This is a genomic window from Sphingomonas lacunae (assembly GCF_012979535.1).
GTDB classification, from domain to species: domain Bacteria; phylum Pseudomonadota; class Alphaproteobacteria; order Sphingomonadales; family Sphingomonadaceae; genus Sphingopyxis; species Sphingopyxis lacunae.
In genome coordinates this window covers 903226-924856 of sequence record NZ_CP053015.1, presented here as the reverse complement: position 1 = coordinate 924856, position 21631 = coordinate 903226, and the positions used below count along the sequence as shown (strand labels likewise).

Here is a 21631-nt window from a genome sequence, read left to right as displayed (position 1 = left end):
GGGCGAGATAGAGTGACTAAACGGGGCCCCCCACCCCCTCCACCACATCATCGAGGCCGAGCGCCTTCAAGAGCACAAGCCCTTCAATCAGCGCGAGAAATTTCCCTGCCTCCCGGTCCCGCTCGGCCTCATCGGAGGCGTCCACATGGGCTCTGCCCCAGGCAAGGAATCCGCGCCCCAATTGCTCCCCCACGGTCCGGCACAGCGGGTCGCCATGCGCAGCGCGGCTGGCGATGGCGAGCCATACGCGCATATATGGCCATTGCGCCGGATCGAGCAGCAGCGGCACCAGCCTTGCCCGCAGCCTGTCCGGCGGCAAGGGGTGCGGCGGCGCCACCGCATTCATCATTTCGGTAATGCGCCCCGCGATCCGTTCGAGCACCGCGGCAAGCAGGCTGGCCTTGTCCGGGAAATAATAGAGCAGCATCCGGTCGCTGGTGCCACAGGCCCGCGCCATGGCCCGCAGCTGCGCCGCGTCTAGGCCGTGCTGTAGCACAAAATCGGCCAAGGTTTCGAGAATGGCGTCGCGACGATCCCTGGCGGCGATCATGATCAATACCCCAGCTTGAGGTCCACCTGTGGTTCGACCTGTTCGCCTGAATGCCATCGGTCAAGATTGGCAAGGAACCGGTCAACCGAGCGGGCGAACATCTTGTCCTGCGCCCGGCCCGACAGGTGCATGGTGACATGGGCATTGTCGAGCGACCACAGGGGGTGGCCGGCGGGCAAGGGTTCGGGCGTGGTGACATCGAGAAAGGCGCCGCCGATCCGCTTTTCGGTCAAGGCAGCTACCAGCGCATCCTGATCAATCACAGTCCCGCGGGCGATGTTGACGATCACCGCCGAGCGTTTCATCGCCGCCAGCTCCGCCGAACCGATCATGCCGTCTGTTTCGGGGGTGGCCGGTACCGCCAGTATCACCCAGTCAAATTCATGCAGCCGTGCGCGCCATTCATCGGGCCCGAGCACCCCCGGCCCGGGTGAGCGGCGCACCACCGTGACATCCACTGAAAAGGGCCGCAGCCGTTCCTCGACCAGCTTGCCGATCGCGCCGTAGCCAAGCAACAGTGCGCGTGATCCGAACAATTCCGCCTTGCCGGGCGAATCGAGCAGCCATTCCTGCCGGTCCTGTGCCCGCACCACGTCCCGATAGCCCTTGGCCATCGTCAACATGCCCATGATGACATATTCGGCGATGGTGATGGCGTTGATGCCGCTGCCGTTGGTGTAGATGACCCCGCGTTCGGCCATCAGGTCGAGCGGCATGCCATCAACCCCGGCATAGATGGAGTTGAGCCATTTCAGCTTGGCCGCGCGTCGGACGGCTTCGGCCATGTCACTTTTCTTGTAGAGATCGAACCAGCCGATGTCCGCTTCGGGAGCAAGGTCAAACAGTTCTGCTGTCGTCGCAAACCAGCGCGGCACCACCCATGCCGGCAAGCGCGGTTCGAGAAAGGGTCGCGCCATGGCGGAAGCGACGAGGGTGGTCATCGGGCAGTAACCTTCGGGAGATGCATGTCGCCGCTGTCACTGCGCCAATGCCCGCCACATGGCAAGTATCAGCACCGGCAGGGCAACCAGATCAACCCGCGCAATCAGCCGCAGCCCGGGAGGAGCCCCGGCCTGCCAGTAAAGCCACAGGAAACTGAGCATGCTGATGGCGATGGCGACCCCGGCCATGCGGCGCGTGGCCAGATCAACGGCTGCCCAGATGGCAATCACCACAATGGCGAGAAACAGGGCCGCGCGATGCCGGATCATCAGGAAAAGATCGTCAGCCGGCGCCACGCCATAAAGTCGGGTGATCATGGCCGGGCGGACAAGGGCTAGAGCCGGCAGGGCATGGACGGCGGCAAGCAGCAGCCACAGGAAACGGTCAAACATGGCCCAGCATAATAACTGACACGCCTGTAAGCAATGGGCGCCAGCCCCAGACAACAAGGCCCTGCGCCGCGCACTGCGGGCAGGGCCTGTGCCAGATCTGACGGTTCAGACCATCGGGTGGGTCCGGTTCAGAACCAGGACTTGTCGCCCTCAACATATTTGCGCTGGAACTCATCGTCCGGCGTGACGAGGTAGATGATGAATTCGATGAAGGCGATGATGCCGATGATCATCGGTGGAATCGCGAGCAAGAGCCAGCCGATGGTGCCGCAAATCAGCATGATGATACCGGCCGTGGTCTTGCCAAGATAAAATTTGTGGATGCCGAGCATCCCCAGGAAGAAGGCGAGCAACGCCGCGACAATCTTGCTCTTTTCTCCAGCCATGAACTTAACCCCTCTGGTCGGATCGTCCGGCGACAGTTCCGCCGACCCCCCAATTGTTGCGATCGTTACCAAGGGTTGCTGTCGTTCACCCCCCCCCCGGTTACGGAGGAGTAACCATCATCTGCCGGGGCCTGTCAAGCGGCGGGGCATGGCGCCTGACCGCTGCCCCTCCGTCAGTCCTGCGGGCTGCCACCTCCCCATAGCAAGTCGATGGGGAGGATATTTGCAGGGGAAGGGCGGGCTGCCGGTCGATGCGCAAGGCGACGGATTGTCGGACCGTTGAAGTCGACCGAAAGCAGGCTGCTGTCCATCATGGAGTCAATGCAGGACGGTCTTGCGACTGCCCTCCCCAATGACTTGCATCGGGGAGGTGGTGCGGGCGCAGCCCGTGACGGAGAGGTTAAACCTCGATCCGCCAATCCCAGCCTAGCGGGTCGCCGTCCATCACTTCGACACCTTGGGCGCCGAGTTCGTCGCGCAGCCGGTCGGATGTGGCGAAATCCTTGGCGGCGCGGGCTTCCTGGCGCCGGGTGAGGACCGCTTCGATCTCGGTCTCTGCGATGGTGGAGGCTTTTGGCCGGATCCGCAGGGCTGCCCGATCAAGCTGGTCGAGGCCAAGGCCCATGACCCTGTCCATGTGCGTCACGGCGGTTGCCACGCATTCGGGCGAGGTCCCCTTCAGGGCAAGTGTCTCTTCCAGCACTGTCAGCGCGTCAGCCGTATTGAGATCGCCGGAAACAGCCGCATCGAACCGGGCGACCAGGGCATTTGTCACCCGATCGCGCTCCCAGCTGTCACCGGGCGTCATGCGCCCTTCCTTCAGCTTGTCGATCCATTTGCGGTGCGCCATCAGCATCCGCTTAAGCCGCACCAGCGCCGCTTGCAGCCCATCCCAGCTGAATTCCAGCTCGCTCCTGTAATGCGCCTGCAGGCACATCAGGCGGTAGGCGAGCGGATGGAAGCCCTTGTCGATCAGCAGCTGGACGCGCAGGAACTCGCCCGACGACTTGGACATCTTTCCGGTCCGGTCGATCAGGAAATTATTGTGCATCCACATCCGCGCGCCGCTGTGTTCGGCGCAGTCGAGCGAGCCGCAGCCGGTGATCGCCTGATTCTGGGCTATCTCGTTGGGGTGGTGGATTTCGCGATGGTCGATGCCGCCGGTGTGGATGTCGAACGGCAGGCCGAGCAATTCCTTGCTCATCACCGAGCATTCGAGGTGCCAGCCCGGCGCGCCCTTGCCCCATGGGCTGTCCCATTCCATCTGGCGCTTTTCGCCCGGCGGGGTCGTGCGCCAGATGGCGAAATCGGCGGCGTGGCGCTTGCCCTCGACAGCTTCGATCCGGCCTTCGCCCTCTTCGGTCGCGGCGCGCGCCAACCGGCCATAATCGGCCACGGTTGATGTGTCGAAATAGAGCCCGCTGTCGAGCAGGTAGCAATGTTTGTCCGCGATGTTTTGGGCAAAGGCGATCATCTGGGGCACATAGTCGGTGGCGATCGACCAGTGCGCCGGCTGGCGAATGCCCAGCGCCTTCACATCGGCCCAATAGGCTTCGGTATAATGGCGGGCGATGTCCCAGATCGACTGGGCTTTGGCCGCGGCCATTTTTTCCATCTTGTCCTCACCGGCGTCGGCATCGTCGGTCAGGTGGCCGACATCGGTGATGTTGATGACATGGGTGAGCTTGTAGCCCTTGAACGACAGCGCCCTGCCAAGCGTGTCGGCAAAGACATAGGCGCGCATATTGCCGATGTGCGGGTAATTATAGACGGTCGGGCCACAGGTATAGACGCGCGCTTCGCCCGGATGGACGGGCTCGAACGGCTCAAGCTGTCGGGTAAGGCTGTTGAACAGCGTCAGGGGCACGGTTTCGGTCATGGTTCGCCAATTGCGCGACTGGGCGCTTCAGGTCAACGCCCGGAGTCCGGGCAGTCCACCACTGACGCCACCAAAGTCGGCTTTGCGGTTGCGTCACCGCCGCCGCGCTCCTACATCGCCTTCGAACGGATGGCCGTCCCCGGCCCGTCCGCCTGACTTTCAGCAAGGGGTGAGCCATGACCGGCTTCGATGATCGCGAACGCGCCTTTGAAAACCAGTTTGCCCGCGATGCGGACCTGCAATTCCGGATCGTTGCCCGCCGCAATCGTCTGGTGGGCGAATGGGCAGCGGACAAGATGGGCCTGACGGCCGAGGAATCGGACGCCTATGCCAAGGCTGTGGTGCAGGCCGATTTTGAGGAAGCCGGCGACGAGGATGTGATCCGCAAACTGCTTGGCGACCTGCTCAGCGCCGGTGTCGAGATCGACGAAGCCGCCGTGCGTGCCGCGCTTGATGCCAAGGGTGTCGAAGCCCGCCGCCAGTTCATCGAGGGCGTCTGACCCGTGCCGATGGCGGCTGACGATATTGTCGCGCTGATTCGCGCAGGCATTCCTGACGCCGAGGTGACCATCACCGATCTGGCGGGCGACGGCGATCATTATGCCGCGCGCGTCGTTTCGGAGAGTTTTCGCGGCAAGCCGCGCATCCAGCAGCAGCGTGCGGTCTATGCCGCGCTGGGCGGCCGGATGGGCGGGGAGCTGCACGCGCTGCAACTGACCACTGCCGTTCCCGATTGACCGGCCCAAATGATCGAGAGGAGCCCCCCGCTCATGACCCAGTCCACCCATGACCGTATCAGTCAGATCGTCACCGAAAACCCCGTTGTCCTGTTCATGAAGGGCACGCCGCTCTTTCCGCAGTGCGGCTTTTCCAGCCGCGCTGTTGCCATCCTGGACCGGATGGACGTCGAATACAGCAGCGTCGATGTGTTGCAGGACCAGGACATTCGCGCCGGCATCAAGGATTTTTCTGACTGGCCGACCATTCCCCAACTGTATGTCAACGGCGAATTTGTCGGCGGTTCGGACATCATGATGGAAATGTACGAGGCTGGCGAATTGCACCAGCTGTTCGGCAAGGAAGGCTGAACCTCTTCTCAGCATCTGCTTCGCAGGGGCCGTCGGAGCGATCCGGCGGCCCTTTTTGCGCGACAGCAAAGGGCAGGCAGCGAGGCGCTGGCGCTGCGGTGTTGCGGAGATGCCGGGGAAGGAACCGAGGGGCCGGGGTGAAGCGGGTTGGGGATCAAAGGGACCAGACTTTGCCCCAACCCGCTTCATGTGGGCGAATACCCTCAGGAACATGGGATACTATGCAGGGGGTGTGCCAATTTTGAGGAATGGCGCTTTTCCGGGCGTCAATATGGTAAAGACAATTTGACGAGGGCCGGGGGTTGTAAGATTTTCCGACAAGGGTGATGGACCGGGGGTGCGCCTGCCCCTTTTCCTTTGCGGTTGCCGGTGCCACATGGGTCCTGTGACTGATACTGCCCCTTGGCCTGACAGCATCCGCGCCGGCGGATGTGAGCAGCATGAACCGCTGGTGCGGCGCGTCCTTGCGCCCAATCCTTCCCCCTATACCTTTACCGGCACCCAGACCTGGCTGGTCGGCGCGGGGGATGATGTGGCGATCATCGACCCCGGCCCAACCGGCAGCGGGGCGAGCGTGGGCGATCCGGCAGCGCCGGGCGATGCCCATGGCGAGGGCCATGTCGAGGCGATCCTGGCGGCGGTCGCGGGCAAGCGGGTGGCGGCTATCCTGTGCACCCACACCCATCGCGACCATTCGCCCGCCGCCGCGCCGCTCAAGGCTCAGACCGGCGCGCCGATCATCGGCTGTGCGCCGCTGGCGCTGAGTGATGATGGCCCGCGCGCCGACTCGGCCTTTGACCCTGACTATGCGCCCGACCGGGTGCTGGCGGATGGCGAGCGGATCAGCGGTGACGGCTGGACGATCGAGGCGGTGGCGACACCGGGCCATACCTCCAATCATCTCTGTTACGCCCTCGTTGAAAGCGGCGCCTTGTTCACCGGCGATCATGTCATGGCCTGGTCGACCAGCGTCGTCAGCCCGCCCGATGGCAATATGGCCGACTATATGGCGAGCCTGGCCAGGCTGTATGATCGCGCGCAGGACAGGGTCTATTATCCCGCACACGGCCCGGCGGTGACCAATCCTCACCAACTGGTGCGCGGCATGCTGGGTCACAGGAAACAGCGTGAGCGGCAGATCATCCGCGAGCTGGAAAAAGGCCCCCGCGCCATCCCGGTGATGGTCGCGGCAATGTACAAGGGGCTCGATCCGCGCCTGACCGGGGCTGCGGGGCGTTCAGTGCTCGCTCACCTCGTCGATCTCGAATCGCGCGGGACAGTGCGGGTGACGGGCGAGGAATGGAGCCTCGCCTGAGCATGGCGGCAAGCCGCCCCCCGGCCACGGCGCTGCGCTGGTCGATGCGCCTTCTGGCAATGGCGCTGCCGATCGCCTTCATTGCGCTGGTCTGGTGGGCGGTCGTGGAGTTGCGCGCCTGGCGTGATGGTCCCGCCCCGGAGACGGTGGTCGCGGCGAGCCTGAAGGGTTTGCAGGAGCAGACTGTCCTTGTCCCCTTCACCGCCCGCTATGTCGCGGTGGTGACATCAAAGCAGCAGCGGCTGGGACTGGCGGCGCAAAAGACGCTGATCATGCCCGGGACAGTCCGTTACGAGATCGACCTTGCCAGTCTGCGTGAGGATGACCTCGACTGGCGGCCGGACACAGCGACGCTGACCGTCACCCTGCCGCCGCTCAGGTTGGCCGGGCCGGACATCGACATTGATGGCATCCGCGAATATCGGGATGGTGAAGTCCTGATGCTGCTCACCAATGCGGAGGATCGGCTGGACGACGCCAATCGGGCGGCGGCGCAAAGGGAACTGCTGGCGCAGGCGCGCGGACCGGTCCCCTTGCGATTGGCCAGGACCGCTGCCATTCGCGCTGTCGAACAAAGTTTTGCCATGCCGCTGCGTGCGGCTGGCCTGGATGCGCGGGTCGTCGCCCGCTTTCGTGAGGACCAATAAGCCATGACCGCACAGCCCCGCGAGACCCTCACCGGACTTGATCTGGTGTCCGAAATCCAGCGCCTGAAAAAGGAGCGCAATGCCGTCATCCTCGGCCATTATTACCAGCGGCCGGAGATACAGGACATTGCCGACTTTGTCGGTGACAGCCTGGAGCTGTCCCGCCGCGCGGCGGAGACCGATGCCGATGTCATCGCCTTTTGTGGTGTGCGCTTCATGGCGGAAACGGCCAAGATTCTGTCCCCCCACAAGATCGTCATCCTGCCCGACATGGACGCGGGGTGCAGCCTCGAGGACAGCTGCCCGCCAGAGAAATTCGCCGAATTCCGCGCGCAGCATCCCGATCATATTGCGCTGACTTACATCAATTGCTCGGCGGCGGTGAAGGCGCTCAGCGACATCATCGTCACCTCCTCCTCGGCGGAAACGATCATTAGCCAGATCCCGCCGGAGCAGAAGATCATCTTTGGCCCTGACCGGCATCTGGGCGGCTATCTCAACCGCAAGTTCGGCCGCGACATGTTGTTGTGGCCCGGCGTGTGCATCGTCCATGAGGCGTTCAGCGAGACCGAGCTGATCAAGCTCAAGGCGCAGCATCCTCATGCCCCGGTCGCAGCCCATCCCGAATGTCCGGCGCACATCATCGATCATGCCGATTATGTCGGATCGACCAGCGGCATCCTGAATTACGCAAAGACGATGCCCGGCGACACGCTGATTGTGGCAACCGAACCGCACATCATTCACCAGATGGAAAAGGCAGTGCCGGAAAAGACCTTCATCGGTGCGCCGGGGGCCGACGGCAACTGCAACTGCAACATCTGCCCCTATATGGCGCTCAACACGATGGAAAAGCTCTACGTCGCGTTGCGTGACCTGAGCCCGCAAATCCACCTCGACGAGGAATTGCGGCTGAAGGCCAAGAAGAGCCTCGACCGGATGCTCGAAATGGCGAGCAATACGGTGGGCAAGGGCGATCTGGGATCGCGAAGCTGAGCTGTCGGACTTATCCACAGATTCCGATTGGCCCTGTGGATGATTCGGCGATTTGCTCCCTTGGCGACTCACCGCACCCGTGAGACCTTCCCTTTATCGGAACGAAGCGGTTCATCCGGTAGCTGGAAGTCCAAGCGCAAGCGATGGTTGGAAAGTGAAGGAAAACCGCGGAACTCCGTAGCAAAGGTGATCCATCGCAGGGCAGCGGCAACGCAAGGCCGGCGAGATCGGAACCGGAGCGAAGGGACCGGACTCAAGGTCTGAAACCAGCGGGCGCAAGCCAGCCAGGTGCGGACGGTGAGGCAAGGTCCAGGTGCAGGGCCAAGGAATCCGAAAGGCGACCGAAATCCTGAACCATCCGCCGGATCGGGCGGTGCAACGGCCAGACATAATCCCTCACCGGATCCCGTCTTCGGTCAGCGCAGCGATCCATACCGGCGAAATGGGCGCTGACCGTGCCAAGGGCCAAAGGTGTTCGCACCGGCGGAAACCGGGCAGGGTCAGCGCCTATCATTCTGGGCGCCTTCCCCGGCAAGCGTAAGCCATCTGCCGGCAAGTAGCGAATGATGGCGCTCCTGTCCCTTTTCCCTCTCTCCGCCAGCCTTTTCCTGCGCTTTGCGGGGCCGCTTGCTGTCGAGGATGCAGGCATTTAGCCAGTCATTGCAGATATTTCGATTAACCGTGACCGCCGTCACGGCAATGTCGCCATTTTGGATGTAGCTAGCGGAGGCGACCCGAAGGTGTCTCCGACTGTTCCCAGAAGGTGATACCAGACCTTGAGGCCCGGCTGGTGGATACACGAGCCGGGCTTTTTTTGTTGCCGGCGGTTTTTTGCCGTGCCGGTCTACTGACTTAGTCGCCGCCCTTGAGGCCGCGGGCGATGAAATCATTGGCGGTCCGGGCAATGCTGTCGAGATCGGCTCCATCCTCCCACACGCCAAAGCGCAGGCCGAGAAAGACGTTCATGCCCATGATGGCCCAGGCGTGCACCTCGCCAACATCGCCGCGGACCGCTCCCGCCTCTGCAGCGTGGCGCAGACGCTGGGCGATGCGCTGGGCGGTAACCTCATAATGCGCCCGGAAACTGGCGGGATCGACGAATTCGGATTCGTCGATGATCCGGTAGATTTCCTTGTGATCGCGCGCGAAGTGCAAGAAGGCCGCGAGCGCCGCGCCTTCGGCGGTGACGGGGTCCGGCGCCAAGGCCATGGCCGGCGCGACATGATCCTTTACCCGCCCCGACATGTCGGTGACCAAGGCGCGGAAAATCGCGTCCTTGGATTCGAAATAGGTATAAAAGGTCCCGAGCGCGACACCGGCACGGCCGGTGATCCCGCTGATCGAGCCGTCGTGGAATCCCTTTTCGCCAAATTCGGCTGCGGCGGCATCGAGCAGTGCCCGCAAGGTGCGTTCGCCCCGGGCGGTGCGCGGGGTCTTGGTTCCTGTCATCTTGGCCATCCCCGTCCCTGCCTCTTGGCCAGCGTGCCCGCTTGTTGCAGCGATGTCACGTCCCTTGGCCAATCTTTTTCTCCCGCCGCCATGACAAGTTGAAACATGGTTCAACTTTCATTATACGGCGATGCGAGAGGGCGCAACCGGTGATTGACCGGTAGTCTGGAGCGCCCCCGAGGGAGACATTGCATGACATCCGTGAAGCGCACCCTGCGATCCATCGTGCTGGCCTCGGTGGCCGCCCCGGCGCTTATGGCGATGCCCGCCTTTGCCCAGGACAGCGCCGCCGCATCGGCTGAGGAATTTGACGACAGTGTCATCGTCGTCACGGCCCGTCGCCGCGAAGAAAATCTGATCGACGTGCCGGTGGCCGTCTCGGCCTTTTCCGGTGCCGCGCTCGAAGCGCGCGGGGCGGTCGACCTGACCGACATTGGCAATATCACGCCCAACACCACGCTCGAAACATCGCGCGGCACCAATTCGACCCTGTCGGCCTTCATCCGCGGCATCGGCCAGCAGGATCCGGTTTCCGGCTTTGAACAGGGCGTCGGCATCTATCTCGACGACGTCTATCTGAACCGTCCGCAGGCCGCCGTGCTCGACATTTATGACGTTGAGCGCATCGAGGTGCTGCGCGGTCCGCAGGGAACGCTCTATGGCCGCAACACCATCGGCGGTGCGGTGAAATATGTCACCCGCGAACTGCCCGACGAATTCTCGCTGCGCTTGCGCGGCACCTTTGGCACTCATGACCAGGCCGAAGGTGTGGTGACCGTTTCGGCACCGGTCGGCGACCTGCTGCGCATCGGCGGATCGATTGCCCGCCTGTCGCGCGGCGGCTTTGGTGACAACCTGACCACCGGCCTTGAAAATTACAACAAGGATGTGTGGGCAGGCCGTGGCACCGTCGAATTCGGCGGCAACGGCGAACCCGTCTTCATCCGCCTGTCGGGCGATTACAGCCGTGACCGCAGCGCCCCGCGCGGCGGCCACCGCCTCATGCCGGGCCTGCTCTCGGGCGCGCCGGTCCTCGACGATGTGTTTGACAGCCGGGGCGGTCTGGTCACGCCGGAACAGGATGTCGAAGCCTATGGACTGGCGCTCAACGTCACTGTGGATCTGACCGAGTCTCTGACGCTTCGCTCGATCAGTGCCTGGCGCAAGGATTCGAGCTATTCGCCGATCGACTTTGACGCGCTGCCGTCGGCCGATCTCGATGTGCCTGGTGCCTATTTCAACGAGCAGATCAGCCAGGAAGTCCAGCTGCAGATCGATGCTGGCCCGCTCAGCGGCCTTGTCGGCTTCTATTATCTGGATGCTACGGCTGACACGCTGTTCGACGTGCGCCTGTTCACCACCGTCGCAGGCTTGACCGCCTTCACCAATGCGGCAGTCGATACCGAAACCTATGCTGTCTTCGGTGACTTCACCTATGACCTCACCGATCAGCTCAGCCTCTCGGTCGGAGGCCGCTACACTTGGGACAATCGCCAAGCGAATATCCTGCGTCAGAATTATCTCGGTGGCGGCTCGCCCTTCTTTGGCGGAGCCGGCATCGCCCTTGGCGCACCGAGCACCAACTTCACCGGTGATCGTGACTTCAACAAGTTCACACCGCGCGTCTCGATCAGCTATCAGCCGAACAGCGACACCAACATCTACGCCAGCTTCTCGCAGGGCTTCAAGGGTGGCGGCTTTGACCCGCGCGGCGTCGGCGCCAATGCGCCTGACCTCAACGCCAACGGCATTCGCGAGAATGACGAAGTGGCCGCCTTCCTCAGCTTCCGTCCGGAATCGGTTGACAGCTATGAAGTGGGCTACAAGGGCAATCTGATGAACGGCGGGCTCTATGTCGCGCTCGCCGGCTTTTATGCCGACTATACCGATGTGCAGATCCCCGGTTCGGTAGCCTGCACGGTGGGTGGCTTGCCCTCCTTCTGCGGCGTCGTGTCGAACGCCGGTCAGGCGACCTTCTGGGGCGTCGAGGCCGAATTCAACGCCCGCCTGGGTGAAGGCCTGATGGCCGATGGCGACCGTCTCAACTTCCTCGGCACGCTCGGCTACATCAACGCCGATTATAAGGAATATATCACCAACATTGGCGGCGTGCCGACCGATGTCGCTGATTTCCGTGAAGTGCAGAACACGCCCGAATGGACCGCCAGCGGCACCATCGCCTATGTGACGCCGATGGGTGACGGTCGCCTGAATCTGGGAACGACGCTGTCCTACCGCAGCCGCACCTATCAGTTCGAAGTGCCGAACCCCTATATCGACCAGTCGGGCTATGCCCTGCTCGATGCCAGCATTGTCTACACCGCACCGGGCGACAGCTGGAGCATCGGTCTCTATGGCAAGAATCTGACCGACAAGGAGTATAAGACGTCGGGCTACACCTTCATCGGTGCCAATCCGACGACCGGCGCCCCGATCCTCGGCGGCAATGGCCTGCCGACCTCGGCACTGGGCCGCGAAGGCACGCTGACCGCCTTTTACGGCAACCCGCGCCAGGTCTTTGTCACGGGCACCATCCGCTTCTGAGGATGACAGTTCAGGTCCGGCCCTCCCCGGATCACATCATCGGAGCCGGGAGAGCAATCTCCCGGCTTCTTTTTGTGCTTGCGCTCCCTTGAAGGGGCCGAGGGGTGCAGGGCTGGCGCCTATCGTTCCCTGGTCGCGCTGAACTCAACCTCGGGATGGCGCTCGGACTGGTAATTCACGTCCCACACGCTCTTGGCCATGAACACCGGATTGCCATCGCGATCCTTGGCCAGTTTGTCGCGGTTGAATTGGGCAAAATCCTTGAGCGCTGTGTCGCTGCCCTTGATCCAGCGGGCGGTGTCAAAGGGTGATGGCTCGAGCCCAGCCTCGACCTTATATTCGGCCTCGAGGCGAGAGATGAGCACGTCGAGCTGGAGCTGGCCGACGACGCCGACGATGAGGTTGGCGCCAATCTCCGGCGTGAACACCTGGATGACGCCCTCTTCGCTGAGGTCGTCGAGCGCCTTCCTCAACTGTTTGGTCTTGGTCGGGTCCTTGAGGACGACGCGGCGCAGGATTTCCGGGGCGAAATTGGGCAAGCCGGTGAAGCGCAGATCATTCTTTTCGGAGAGGGTGTCCCCGACGCGCAGCGTGCCATGGTTGGGGATGCCGATGATGTCGCCGGGCTCGGCGCTGTCGGCGATCTCGCGGTCCTGAGCGAAAAACAGGATCGGCGAATGGACCGCGATCGGCTTGCCCAGCGCCGACGGGGTCAGCTTCATACCGCGCCGGAAGGTGCCCGAGACAAGGCGCATGAAGGCGATGCGGTCGCGGTGCTGCGGGTCCATATTGGCCTGCACCTTGAAGATGAAGCCGGTGACGTCGGCCTGCGTCGGCAGGACCTCGCCCTGATCGCTGGGTTGCGGGCGCGGCGGCGGCGCATGTTCGGCAATGGCGGCGAGCAGCTCGGGCATGCCGAACTGTTTGAGCGCGGAGCCGAACCACACTGGTGTCAGGTCGCCGTTGCGATAGGCGGCAGGGTCAAACTCGGGGTAACCGGCCTGCGCCAGCTCGGCCTCGGCGGCGAGCCGCTCACAGGCGGCGGGGGACAGCTTGTCGGCAAGGCTGGGGTCTGTGACGCCGCTGTGCATCGACACGTCGCCGAGGAATTCGCGGCTGTCCCCCTCGGGCCGCGACAGTCGGCCGCTGGCGAAATCATAGAGCCCCTCAAACTCGCCGCCCATGCCCACCGGCCAGTTCATCGGGCAGACGTCGAGCGCCAGCCGGTCGGCGACCTCGTCCATCAGTTCGAACGGGTCACGGCCTTCGCGGTCGACCTTGTTGATGAAGGTGATGATGGGGACCGAGCGCAGGCGGCAGACCTCGAACAGCTTGAGCGTCTGCGGCTCGATACCCTTGGCAGCGTCGAGCACCATGATCGCGCTATCGACCGCGGTCAGCGTGCGATAGGTGTCTTCCGAGAAATCCTCGTGCCCCGGTGTGTCGAGCAGGTTGAAGACGATCCCGTCGCGCTCGAAGGTCATCACCGATGAGGTGACCGAAATGCCGCGCTGCTGCTCGATCTTCATCCAGTCCGAGCGCGCACGCCGGGCAGCACCCCGCGCCTTGACCTCCCCGGCGAGATGGATCGCGCCGCCAACCATCAGCAGCTTTTCGGTCAGCGTCGTCTTGCCCGCGTCAGGATGGGCAATGATGGCAAAGGTGCGGCGGTTGAGGGTCATGGGCGCGGGGTCATCATGTCAGGGAAAGCAGAGGCCCTGCCCCTGCCGCCTGAGCGCGGGAAAGTCCAGTGATTCAGCCGACAGGCATCATGCCTTCGTCCGGCCGAAATACCAGCGGGCAAGCGCGGCGCCGGCCTGCATCAGCGCCAGCACCAAGGTCAGCAGGGCAATGAAAAAGGCTGCGATCTTCCACATACCGTCACTATCGCTCCCGCCATTCGGCGGTGCCATGACCAGCACCAGCAGGATGCCGCCGATCAGGGTAAAGACGCAGGCAAACACAGCGCCGCTGATGATCGCGACACGCCGCGGCAGCAGAATGACCGGCAGGAACAGGGCCCAGACCGGCAACCACGCCGCCAGAAATGTGCCGGGGGTGGTGCCTTCGTTTTTCGCCGCGAGATAAAAGGAGAACAGGACCACCAGCAGCAGCGAAACCGCCATGATGATCCAGCCCGCCCGCGACGTCTTCATGACATCACCACGGCCGTTTCCCCCTGCTGGCCAGCCAGCGGATCGCCCCGATCAGCGTGGCGACGAGCAGGCCGCCCGCCACCAGAGGCGCCCAAGGCTGCAAGGCAAAACATTCGCCGGTGCGGCACATCCGGGGCAGTGTTGCCAGCATCCAGCCGAAAACGAACAGCGTCGCCAACAGACAGGCGATCCACCAGCGCAGCAGGGTGGCGTCCGATGCCCGGATGATGAGGATGATCGGCACCAGACCGACCAGCGCGCCCGCCAGCATCGAAATCCACTCCATGCACTTACCCCCTCAGCACCGCACCCAGCTTGGCAGCCGCGGCAATCACCTTGTCGCTGACGGCCTTGATCTCGGCATCGGTGAAGCTCTTGTCGCCCGGCTGCAATGTGATGTCCACTGCGAGGCTGACGTGGCCCTCGGGCACGCCCTGTCCGGCGAAACGGTCGAATAGCCGTGCGTCGGTGATCAGCGCCTTGTCCGCACCGCGCACTGCCCGGACGAGGTCGCCGGCAGGCAGTGTTTCGGGGACAAGGAAGGCGAAATCGCGGCTGACCGATTGCAGCGCGGGCGGGGTGAAGGCGTCACGCACGGGGCCACTGCTGCGCTTCGCGGGGATGGCGTCGAAATAGACTTGCGCCGCAATCACCGTGCCGTCGACATCGAACGCCTTGGCGAGGGCCGGGTGCAGGGCACCGAATTCGGCCAGCACCGTTTTGGGGCCCAGCCGCAGTGAAGCCGACTGGCCGGGGTGCCAGATGGTGGCCGCGCTGTCCTCGACCGGCATGACCTGCAGCCGGTCGGCAGGGGCGCCGGCAGCGTCGAGCAGGTCGATGACCGCGCGCTTGGCGTCGAACACGTCAAAGCCTTGTGCCTTGCCGCTCTGCCAGCCGCGCGCTTGGCGCTCACCGGCCATCAGCAGGGCCAGCGTTTGCCGCTCGCTGTCGGACAGGTAGCGTCGGCCCAGTTCAAAGAGGCGCACCGAGGTGGCGCCGCGATTCTGGTTGCGGGCAGCGGCGGAAAGCAGACCCGGCAGCAGCGACGGCCGCATGACCTTCATATCCTCGCTGATCGGATTGGCGAGGGCCCATGCTCCGCCGCCAACATGCGCGGCTTCGGCTTCGGAGATGAAGCTCCAGGTCACGGCTTCGTGAAAACCGGCGGCAGCGGCGGCGCGGCGCAGGCGGCGTTCGGTCATTTGCAACGGGGTCGCGGTCGGCTTGGCGACACCGGCGTCACGCGGCAGCGGCACCGAGGGGATATGGTCAAAGCCGACAATGCGGGCGACTTCCTCGACCAGATCGGCCGACCCATGCACATCGCGCCGCCAGCTGGGGACGGTAACGGTCCAGTCTGCGGCCACACCAAAGCCGAGCGACTCCAGAATTGCCTTCTGCTGATCAGGCGCGACATTGAGCCCGCCGAGCGTCGTCACCCGCGCGGGATCATAGGCGATGGCCGAGGTCGCCAGCGGCGGTTCACCGGCGCGCACGACCTCGGAAGCGGTGCCGCCGCAAATGTCGAGAATATAGGCGGTGAGGATCGCCGTCGCATCATCGAGGAATGCGGGATCAACCCCGCGCTCGAAGCGGCTGCGGGCGTCGCTGGTCAGGCCGAGAGCTTGCCCCGTGAGGGCAATACGCTCGGGTGTGAAATAGGCGACTTCGAGCAGCACATCGCGGGTGTCGTCCGAACAGCCCGAATGTTCGCCGCCCATGATGCCGGCAATGTCATGCACGCCACTCTCGTCGGCGATGACCGTCATGCTGGCGGACAGCGTGTATTCCTTGCCGTTGAGCGCGGTGACCGTCTCGCCCTCGGTGGCCTTGCGGGCAACCACCGCGCCGTTGAGCTTGGCGCGGTCATAGGCGTGGCTCGGGCGGCCGAGATCGAGCATCACATAGTTGGTGATGTCGACCAGTGCCGAGATGCTGCGCTGCCCCACCGCGTTCAACCGGCGGCGCATCCATTCGGGCGCACTGCCATTGGTCACACCGCTGATGGTGCGGCCATAAAAGGCCGGGCAGCCTTCGGGATCGTCGGTGCGGATGTCTACCGCGCAGGGGCCGTGGCCTTCCACGACCGGCACGTCGAGTGGCTTCAATGTGCCGAGGCCTGCCGCCGCGAGATCACGGGCAATCCCACGCACGCCCATGCAATCCTGCCGGTTGGGGGTGATCGAAATATCGATTACCGGGTCATTGGCTCCGGCATAGTCGGCAAAGGCCGTGCCCAGCGGCGCGTCGGCGGGCAGTTCGATGATGCCATCATGGTCATCACCCAGTTCAAGCTCGCGCGTCGAGCACATCATGCCGTTCGATTCGACGCCGCGAATCGCCGAGACCTTCAGCTCCATGCCATTGGCGGGAACGACGGCACCGGGCAGGCCGAGCACGCCGACCAGACCGGCGCGGGCATTGGGGGCGCCACAGACAACCTGCAACGGGGTGCCGTCGCCTGTATCGACGCTGAGCACCTGCAACTTGTCAGCCTGCGGGTGGCGTTCGGCGGTCAGCACGCGGGCGATACGGAAGCCGGCGAGCTTGGCCGCGGGATTGTCGACGCCTTCGACCTCATGGCCGATGCGGTTGAGAGTCGCGACGACCTCATCAACGCCGCCGTCGAAATCGAGGTGCTGGCGCAGCCAGTCGATCGTGATCTTCATGCCGAAATCCCTCCGCTGAGCGTTGGGACATTCAGCGCGTTGAAGCCATAATGGGCGAGCCAGCGAAGGTCGCCGTCAAAGAAGGCGCGCAGATCGTCCATGCCATATTTGAGCATCGCCAGCCGGTCGACGCCGACGCCAAAGGCGAAGCCCTGCCACTCATCGGGGTCGAGCCCGCAATTGGCGATGACCTTTGGGTGGACCATGCCGCTGCCGAGCAATTCCATCCAGGCATGGCCAGGCTCGTCGCCCGATCCCCCGACAACGCGACGGCCTTTTTCCTGGGCATAGCCGACATCGACTTCGGCCGAGGGTTCGGTGAAGGGGAAATAGCTGGGGCGCAGCCTGAGGACGATGTCATCCCGCTCGAAATAGGCCTTGAGGAAGGTTTCGAGCGTCCATTTGAGATGGCCCATATGGATGCCACGATCGATCACCAGCCCCTCGACCTGATGGAACATCGGCGTGTGGGTGGCGTCACTGTCACTGCGATAAACGCGGCCCGGCGCGATGATGCGGATCGGTGTGTTGCCTTGCGTCATCGTGCGGATCTGCACCGGTGAGGTGTGGGTGCGCAGCAGCATGTGGCCGCCGCCCTCAGCCTCTTCGGGGAAGTAGAAGGTGTCGTGCATCGCCCGCGCCGGATGGGTCGGCGGGATGTTGAGCGCGTCGAAATTATACCATTCGCTTTCGATTTCCGGACCAGTAGCGACAGCGAAGCCCATGTCGGCGAAAATCTCGGCAAGCTCGTCCATCACCTGGCTGACCGGATGGACCGACCCCTTGGGTGCGGCATCGGCGGGCAGGGTCATGTCAATGCGCTCGGCAGCGAGTTTCGCCTCGAGCGCGGCGCTTTCCAGCTTGGCCTTGCGGCTGGTGATGGCAGCGGTGACGCTTTCGCGCAGGCCGTTGATGCGCGGGCCTTCGCTCTGGCGCTGTTCGGGGGTCATGCCGCCCAGCGATTTGAGCAGCGCAGAGACACTGCCCTGCTTGCCGAGCGCGGCCACGCGCACTGTTTCCAGCGCGTCGAGCGTGTCGGCGGCTTCGATGGAGGACAGCAGTTGCTGCTGGAGGCTGTCAACGTCACTCATCTTCGTCATTCCCGCTTACCGGCCGCGCCGGTGCACCGCATAAGCAAAGGGACGTGAACGGCCAAGCCGCCCACGCCCCTTTGCGCATTCATCCAAGGTTGGAAGCGTTATGCCGCGCTGGGCAACGCTGCCTTGGCCTGCGCGATGATCGCGCTAAAGGTGGCGCCTTCGTTCATCGCGAGATCGGCCATGACCTTCCGGTCGAGTTCGATACCGGCGAGCTTCACGCCATGCATGAACTGCGAATAGGTGAGACCTTCGGCACGGACGGCAGCGTTGATGCGCTGGATCCACAGGGCGCGGAAGTTGCGCTTGTTTACCTTGCGGTCGCGATAAGCGTACTGGCCGGCCTTTTCGACAGCCTGACGGGCGATACGGATGGTGTTCTTGCGACGGCCGTAATAGCCCTTCGCCTGATCGAGAATCCGCTTGTGCTTGGCGTGCGTCGTTACGCCACGTTTGATACGGGACATGGGTCAGACGCTCCTTACTTCAGGCCGTACGGCGCCCAGAGGCGCACGTGGGCAACGTCCGAATCGCTGAGCACGCTGGTGCCGCGGTTCGAGCGGATATATTTCGCATTGTGGCTGGACAGGCGGTGGCGCTTGCCGACGACGCCGTGCTTTACCTTGCCGGAAGCGGTGAATTTGAAGCGCTTCTTCACACCGCTCTTGGTCTTGAGCTTGGGCATTTTGGTCTCCTTTTGAAGTCCGTATCGGACACGCCACGGCAGCCCATGTTAGCCGGGCGTTCCATTCGGAAGCGCGGCCCCTATAGCGGAGTCGCCCGAAAGGCAAGGGATAAAGCCATGCGGAGGGCTTTTTCCCCCGGCTGAAACAGTCATGACTGATCTGGCTTTGGTGCCGAGTGGAACGGGTCGACGCCACTGGCCCACAGTTGGTGCATGGCAATCAGCGAGGATTCGAGCATCGGCCGGTCGAGTGAGAAATAGCGACTGGGCGCCAGGCCGAGGAAATGCTTGAAATCCCGGATCATGTGGCTCTGGTCGACATATTGCGGGTCGAGGAAATCCTGCCATTCCCGATAGGAGCGCACTTCCATGGTTCTCAGCATCCTGAGGAAACGTTCGCGTCGCAGCAACTGTTTGGGCAACATGCCATAGGCGCACCGGGTCAGCCGGCAGAGGCTGTGGCGGGGCAGGGACGCGCGGCGGCACAATTCCTCCACCGTGCCACAGTCCGGATCCCGCAATGCGTGCTCGATCGCTTCCAGTTCGGCCTCGCGGGGGTGCGGCACGCTGTCTGCCCACAGGCGCTGCAAAAAGGCATTGGCAGTGGCTACCCTTTCCGCAAAGTCTGACGAGCGCGCCATGGCCTCGCTGAGCGACGTGGCCTGGTCCGGGCCGATCAGGTCGGACAGCGGGCGCAGCCGGTTGTGCCATTGAGCCGCCGTGCCGCCGAACAGCCGCAGCCAGGCGAGTGGCAGCAGCGTGATGTTGAAGCCATGGCCATCCTCCACGCTCGCCCACTGGCCCTGGCTGGTCGGTCCGGTGACGGTCGCAAAATCGGTGACAGGCACCATCCGCGACCGGGCGCTGCCATAAGCCCAGTCGCCCGACAGCTTGAACCGTATGTTGGCATAGTCAGGGTGCAGCTGGTCGATGACCGGGCCGGAGACATTGGTCGCCACTTCCCAATAAATGAGCGCGGCGCGTTCCAGGCCGGTGGCGACGGGTGCAAAACGAAAGCCGATGGGTGGTGCCATGATGCCCGTCATGCCGGCGGCGTGCCTTCGGGCCGCTGCAGCGCCTGGAGCGGGTCGCCCAGGGCCTTCATGCGCGCTTTGGCGGCGGCGCTGATCACAGGATGGGGCAGGCGCCGGTACTGGTCCGGGCTCATGCCGAAAAACTCCCGGAAATCGCGGTTGAAGTGTGGCTGGTCATAATATTGCAGATCCAGCGCATCGGCCCAGTTGGCCGCCGGATTGTGGATGACCGCTGCCATGGTGCGGATGAATCGCTGTCGCCGGATCAGCAACTTGGGTGGAAAGCCGAACAGTTTCAGCGAAAAGCGGTGGAGTTGCTTTACGGTCATGCCCAGCCGATCAGTCATTTGGGCAACGGTGCTGGTGGCGGGGTCGACCAGCACAGCATGGGCGGCAATGATGCGTTGTTCCTCCTCTGCCTCGGCGTCGGTCAGCGGATGGCCGTCCATCGCCGCGATCAGAATGGCATCGAACAGCTCGGCGACCGCCTCCGGACTGGCCGCGTCCCTGACCTGATCCAGCATGCTGTCGAACGGCAATATGGTCTTGACCAGTGACGCTTCATCGATCCGGTTGGCCCAGTTCGCCGCCGGTTCGCGCATGAACCTGTGCCAGCCAAGCGGCAGGAAACCGATGCTGGCGATGTGCGCCCGTGCCGCGGAAAAAGGCTGGGTTACTGTCGTCGGGCCGGCAAAGTGCGCCGGCGGCACGTCCCGGAACGGTCCGTCATAGATGCTGCCCCGCGTCTGCCCAAGCCAGCAGAAGCGCACGCTAGCCCACTCCGGATTCATCCAGTCGCGTATCTCTTGCCCATCCGGCCCTTCTATGGCCGTGAAATAATAAGTGGAGAGATAGGGTGCGACCCGCGGATGCGGAGCGATAAAGCAGGAGGCGCTGGTCTCGCCATCCTCTAGTGTGAGCACGCAAGCGCCTCCATCACATCTTCGAGCCGGGCCGGGTCGCCCAGGGCCAGCACATGGCCTTCACTGGCGGCATGCAACGGTTCGCCATTCCAATCACACATCATGCCACCCGCGCCTTCGATCACCGGCACCAGTGCCGCCAGATCGTGCAGCTTGAGTCCCGCTTCACAAACGAGGTCGACATGGCCGCTGGCCAGCAGGCCGTAATTATAGCAGTCGCCGCCATAGATGATGCGGCGTTGCGCCACCTTGCCGGCCAGATTGATGAAATGCTCGCCCTCATGTTCGCTGAACAGATGCGGGCTGGTTGTGGCCAGCAGCGCCTGTGTCAGGTCGGGGCAGCGGCGGGTCGTGGTTGGCGCGCCATTGAACAGCGTCGTCTGGCCCATCGCGCCGACCCAGCGTTCGCCGCTTATCGGCTGGTCAATGATGCCGACAACGGGCCAGCCATCCTGCATCAGCGCGATCAGCGTGCCAAAGATGGGGCGGCCGGCGATGAAACTGGTAGTGCCGTCGATCGGGTCGATTACCCATTGCCGTGCCGCACCGGGCCGGCTGGCGCCAAATTCCTCCCCGATGATGCCGTCCTGTGGCCGTTCGCTGTCGAGGATGCGGCGGATAACCTCTTCTGCCTCACGGTCAGCCTGGGTCACCGGGCTGGCGTCGGCCTTGTCCTCCAAGGAAAAGCTGGACCGCCACCACGGCCGGATCGCGGCACCCGCAGCATCGGCAAGGCGCTGGGCAAGGGCAATGTCGTCAGAAAGGCTCATGCCCGGTGACTAGCGGCATGATCATGCCGGATGCAATGTCTTTGGATGGATTGGACAAATGAGCGGTATGCCCGTTGGACAATCCACCCAGCCCGGCGCTGCCGCCGTC

General features: G+C 63.6%; 23 protein-coding genes. 7 read left to right on the top strand and 16 right to left on the bottom strand.

Annotated features, from left to right (window positions below; translation table 11 throughout):
* Positions 1 to 16: 16 nt before the first annotated feature.
* The 5 genes from GV829_RS04275 to cysS form a co-directional block, all read right to left on the bottom strand.
* On the bottom strand, positions 17 to 550 hold the full coding sequence (locus tag GV829_RS04275) for a TetR/AcrR family transcriptional regulator (RefSeq protein ID WP_169944151.1): 534 nt from the start codon (positions 548 to 550) through the stop codon (positions 17 to 19).
* 2 nt (positions 551 to 552) lie between these two features.
* Positions 553 to 1491 (bottom strand): D-2-hydroxyacid dehydrogenase, encoded by a 939-nt coding sequence (locus tag GV829_RS04270; RefSeq protein WP_169944148.1) that lies wholly within the window; start codon positions 1489 to 1491, stop codon positions 553 to 555.
* Between the two features lie 36 nt (positions 1492 to 1527).
* On the bottom strand, positions 1528 to 1884 hold the full coding sequence (locus tag GV829_RS04265; protein ID WP_169944146.1) for a hypothetical protein: 357 nt from the start codon (positions 1882 to 1884) through the stop codon (positions 1528 to 1530).
* Positions 1885 to 2012: 128 nt separating this feature from the next.
* On the bottom strand, positions 2013 to 2270 hold the full coding sequence (locus GV829_RS04260; protein WP_169944144.1) for a TM2 domain-containing protein: 258 nt from the start codon (positions 2268 to 2270) through the stop codon (positions 2013 to 2015).
* A 400-nt stretch (positions 2271 to 2670) separates the two neighbouring features.
* Positions 2671 to 4149, bottom strand: a complete 1479-nt coding sequence (gene cysS / locus GV829_RS04255; RefSeq protein ID WP_169944142.1) for a cysteine--tRNA ligase — start codon at positions 4147 to 4149, stop codon at positions 2671 to 2673.
* Between the two features lie 176 nt (positions 4150 to 4325).
* On the opposite strand from cysS, the gene GV829_RS04250 reads away from it, so the two are divergent.
* The 6 genes from GV829_RS04250 to nadA all read left to right on the top strand — a co-directional run bounded on the left by GV829_RS04250 (position 4326) and on the right by nadA (position 8195).
* Positions 4326 to 4649 carry a DUF1476 domain-containing protein gene (locus GV829_RS04250; RefSeq protein ID WP_169944140.1) on the top strand — a complete coding sequence of 108 codons (324 nt, stop codon included), beginning with the start codon at positions 4326 to 4328 and terminating at the stop codon, positions 4647 to 4649.
* 3 nt (positions 4650 to 4652) lie between these two features.
* Positions 4653 to 4886, top strand: coding sequence for a BolA family protein (locus GV829_RS04245; RefSeq protein ID WP_169944138.1), 234 nt, complete (start codon positions 4653 to 4655; stop codon positions 4884 to 4886).
* A 33-nt stretch (positions 4887 to 4919) separates the two neighbouring features.
* The gene (grxD, locus tag GV829_RS04240; protein WP_169944136.1) at positions 4920 to 5237 is read left to right on the top strand and encodes a Grx4 family monothiol glutaredoxin; all 318 of its coding nucleotides are present in this window, start codon (positions 4920 to 4922) and stop codon (positions 5235 to 5237) included.
* 376 nt (positions 5238 to 5613) lie between these two features.
* Positions 5614 to 6552: an MBL fold metallo-hydrolase gene (locus GV829_RS04235; RefSeq protein ID WP_169944134.1), complete on the top strand. Its 939-nt coding sequence runs from the start codon at positions 5614 to 5616 to the stop codon at positions 6550 to 6552.
* Positions 6553 to 6554: 2 nt separating this feature from the next.
* On the top strand, positions 6555 to 7199 hold the full coding sequence (locus tag GV829_RS04230; protein WP_246203035.1) for a DUF4230 domain-containing protein: 645 nt from the start codon (positions 6555 to 6557) through the stop codon (positions 7197 to 7199).
* A 3-nt stretch (positions 7200 to 7202) separates the two neighbouring features.
* Positions 7203 to 8195, top strand: coding sequence for a quinolinate synthase NadA (gene nadA, locus GV829_RS04225; RefSeq protein WP_169944132.1), 993 nt, complete (start codon positions 7203 to 7205; stop codon positions 8193 to 8195).
* 852 nt (positions 8196 to 9047) lie between these two features.
* Here the strand turns inward: nadA and GV829_RS04220 are convergent.
* Positions 9048 to 9653, bottom strand: a complete 606-nt coding sequence (locus GV829_RS04220) for a TetR/AcrR family transcriptional regulator (protein WP_169944129.1) — start codon at positions 9651 to 9653, stop codon at positions 9048 to 9050.
* 183 nt (positions 9654 to 9836) lie between these two features.
* On the opposite strand from GV829_RS04220, the gene GV829_RS04215 reads away from it, so the two are divergent.
* A complete protein-coding gene (locus GV829_RS04215) occupies positions 9837 to 12188 on the top strand; it encodes a TonB-dependent receptor (protein ID WP_246203031.1) in 2352 nt (783 codons plus the stop codon).
* A 119-nt stretch (positions 12189 to 12307) separates the two neighbouring features.
* Here the strand turns inward: GV829_RS04215 and GV829_RS04210 are convergent, their stop codons facing one another.
* The 10 genes from GV829_RS04210 to hisN all read right to left on the bottom strand — a co-directional run bounded on the left by GV829_RS04210 (position 12308) and on the right by hisN (position 21522).
* Entirely contained in the window at positions 12308 to 13870 is a 1563-nt protein-coding gene (locus tag GV829_RS04210) for a peptide chain release factor 3 (protein WP_169944127.1), read from the bottom strand.
* A gap of 87 nt (positions 13871 to 13957) precedes the next feature.
* Positions 13958 to 14344 carry a hypothetical protein gene (locus GV829_RS04205; RefSeq protein WP_169944125.1) on the bottom strand — a complete coding sequence of 129 codons (387 nt, stop codon included), beginning with the start codon at positions 14342 to 14344 and terminating at the stop codon, positions 13958 to 13960.
* Between the two features lie 4 nt (positions 14345 to 14348).
* Complete coding sequence (locus GV829_RS04200) at positions 14349 to 14630, bottom strand: hypothetical protein (protein ID WP_169944123.1); 282 nt, start codon at positions 14628 to 14630, stop codon at positions 14349 to 14351.
* Between the two features lie 4 nt (positions 14631 to 14634).
* Positions 14635 to 17013, bottom strand: coding sequence for a phenylalanine--tRNA ligase subunit beta (gene pheT, locus GV829_RS04195; protein ID WP_169944121.1), 2379 nt, complete (start codon positions 17011 to 17013; stop codon positions 14635 to 14637).
* Positions 17010 to 18104, bottom strand: a complete 1095-nt coding sequence (pheS, locus tag GV829_RS04190) for a phenylalanine--tRNA ligase subunit alpha (protein ID WP_169944120.1) — start codon at positions 18102 to 18104, stop codon at positions 17010 to 17012. Before pheS ends, pheT begins: the two co-directional genes overlap by 4 nt.
* A 107-nt stretch (positions 18105 to 18211) precedes the next feature.
* Positions 18212 to 18577, bottom strand: a complete 366-nt coding sequence (gene rplT / locus GV829_RS04185) for a 50S ribosomal protein L20 (protein ID WP_169944118.1) — start codon at positions 18575 to 18577, stop codon at positions 18212 to 18214.
* A 14-nt stretch (positions 18578 to 18591) separates the two neighbouring features.
* The gene (gene rpmI, locus GV829_RS04180) at positions 18592 to 18795 is read right to left on the bottom strand and encodes a 50S ribosomal protein L35 (protein WP_169944115.1); all 204 of its coding nucleotides are present in this window, start codon (positions 18793 to 18795) and stop codon (positions 18592 to 18594) included.
* Between the two features lie 149 nt (positions 18796 to 18944).
* Complete coding sequence (locus tag GV829_RS04175; protein ID WP_169944113.1) at positions 18945 to 19841, bottom strand: helix-turn-helix domain-containing protein; 897 nt, start codon at positions 19839 to 19841, stop codon at positions 18945 to 18947.
* Entirely contained in the window at positions 19838 to 20752 is a 915-nt protein-coding gene (locus GV829_RS04170; RefSeq protein ID WP_169944110.1) for an AraC family transcriptional regulator, read from the bottom strand. Before GV829_RS04170 ends, GV829_RS04175 begins: the two co-directional genes overlap by 4 nt.
* Positions 20740 to 21522: a histidinol-phosphatase gene (hisN, locus tag GV829_RS04165; protein WP_169944108.1), complete on the bottom strand. Its 783-nt coding sequence runs from the start codon at positions 21520 to 21522 to the stop codon at positions 20740 to 20742. Before hisN ends, GV829_RS04170 begins: the two co-directional genes overlap by 13 nt.
* Positions 21523 to 21631: the final 109 nt, after the last annotated feature.

Bases quoted from the DNA above. Each gene is read 5' to 3' on its own strand.
- GV829_RS04275 (WP_169944151.1), bottom strand. From the start codon at position 550: ATGATCGCCGCCAGGGATCGTCGCGACGCCATTCTCGAAACCTTGGCC.
- GV829_RS04270 (WP_169944148.1), bottom strand. From the start codon at position 1,491: ATGACCACCCTCGTCGCTTCCGCCATGGCGCGACCCTTTCTCGAACCG.
- GV829_RS04265 (WP_169944146.1), bottom strand. From the start codon at position 1,884: ATGTTTGACCGTTTCCTGTGGCTGCTGCTTGCCGCCGTCCATGCCCTG.
- GV829_RS04260 (WP_169944144.1), bottom strand. From the start codon at position 2,270: ATGGCTGGAGAAAAGAGCAAGATTGTCGCGGCGTTGCTCGCCTTCTTC.
- cysS (WP_169944142.1), bottom strand. From the start codon at position 4,149: ATGACCGAAACCGTGCCCCTGACGCTGTTCAACAGCCTTACCCGACAG.
- GV829_RS04250 (WP_169944140.1), top strand. From the start codon at position 4,326: ATGACCGGCTTCGATGATCGCGAACGCGCCTTTGAAAACCAGTTTGCC.
- grxD (WP_169944136.1), top strand. From the start codon at position 4,920: ATGACCCAGTCCACCCATGACCGTATCAGTCAGATCGTCACCGAAAAC.
- GV829_RS04235 (WP_169944134.1), top strand. From the start codon at position 5,614: ATGGGTCCTGTGACTGATACTGCCCCTTGGCCTGACAGCATCCGCGCC.
- GV829_RS04230 (WP_246203035.1), top strand. From the start codon at position 6,555: ATGGCGGCAAGCCGCCCCCCGGCCACGGCGCTGCGCTGGTCGATGCGC.
- nadA (WP_169944132.1), top strand. From the start codon at position 7,203: ATGACCGCACAGCCCCGCGAGACCCTCACCGGACTTGATCTGGTGTCC.
- GV829_RS04220 (WP_169944129.1), bottom strand. From the start codon at position 9,653: ATGGCCAAGATGACAGGAACCAAGACCCCGCGCACCGCCCGGGGCGAA.
- GV829_RS04215 (WP_246203031.1), top strand. From the start codon at position 9,837: ATGACATCCGTGAAGCGCACCCTGCGATCCATCGTGCTGGCCTCGGTG.
- GV829_RS04210 (WP_169944127.1), bottom strand. From the start codon at position 13,870: ATGACCCTCAACCGCCGCACCTTTGCCATCATTGCCCATCCTGACGCG.
- GV829_RS04205 (WP_169944125.1), bottom strand. From the start codon at position 14,344: ATGAAGACGTCGCGGGCGGGCTGGATCATCATGGCGGTTTCGCTGCTG.
- GV829_RS04200 (WP_169944123.1), bottom strand. From the start codon at position 14,630: ATGGAGTGGATTTCGATGCTGGCGGGCGCGCTGGTCGGTCTGGTGCCG.
- pheT (WP_169944121.1), bottom strand. From the start codon at position 17,013: ATGAAGATCACGATCGACTGGCTGCGCCAGCACCTCGATTTCGACGGC.
- pheS (WP_169944120.1), bottom strand. From the start codon at position 18,104: ATGAGTGACGTTGACAGCCTCCAGCAGCAACTGCTGTCCTCCATCGAA.
- rplT (WP_169944118.1), bottom strand. From the start codon at position 18,577: ATGTCCCGTATCAAACGTGGCGTAACGACGCACGCCAAGCACAAGCGG.
- rpmI (WP_169944115.1), bottom strand. From the start codon at position 18,795: ATGCCCAAGCTCAAGACCAAGAGCGGTGTGAAGAAGCGCTTCAAATTC.
- GV829_RS04175 (WP_169944113.1), bottom strand. From the start codon at position 19,841: ATGACGGGCATCATGGCACCACCCATCGGCTTTCGTTTTGCACCCGTC.
- hisN (WP_169944108.1), bottom strand. From the start codon at position 21,522: ATGAGCCTTTCTGACGACATTGCCCTTGCCCAGCGCCTTGCCGATGCT.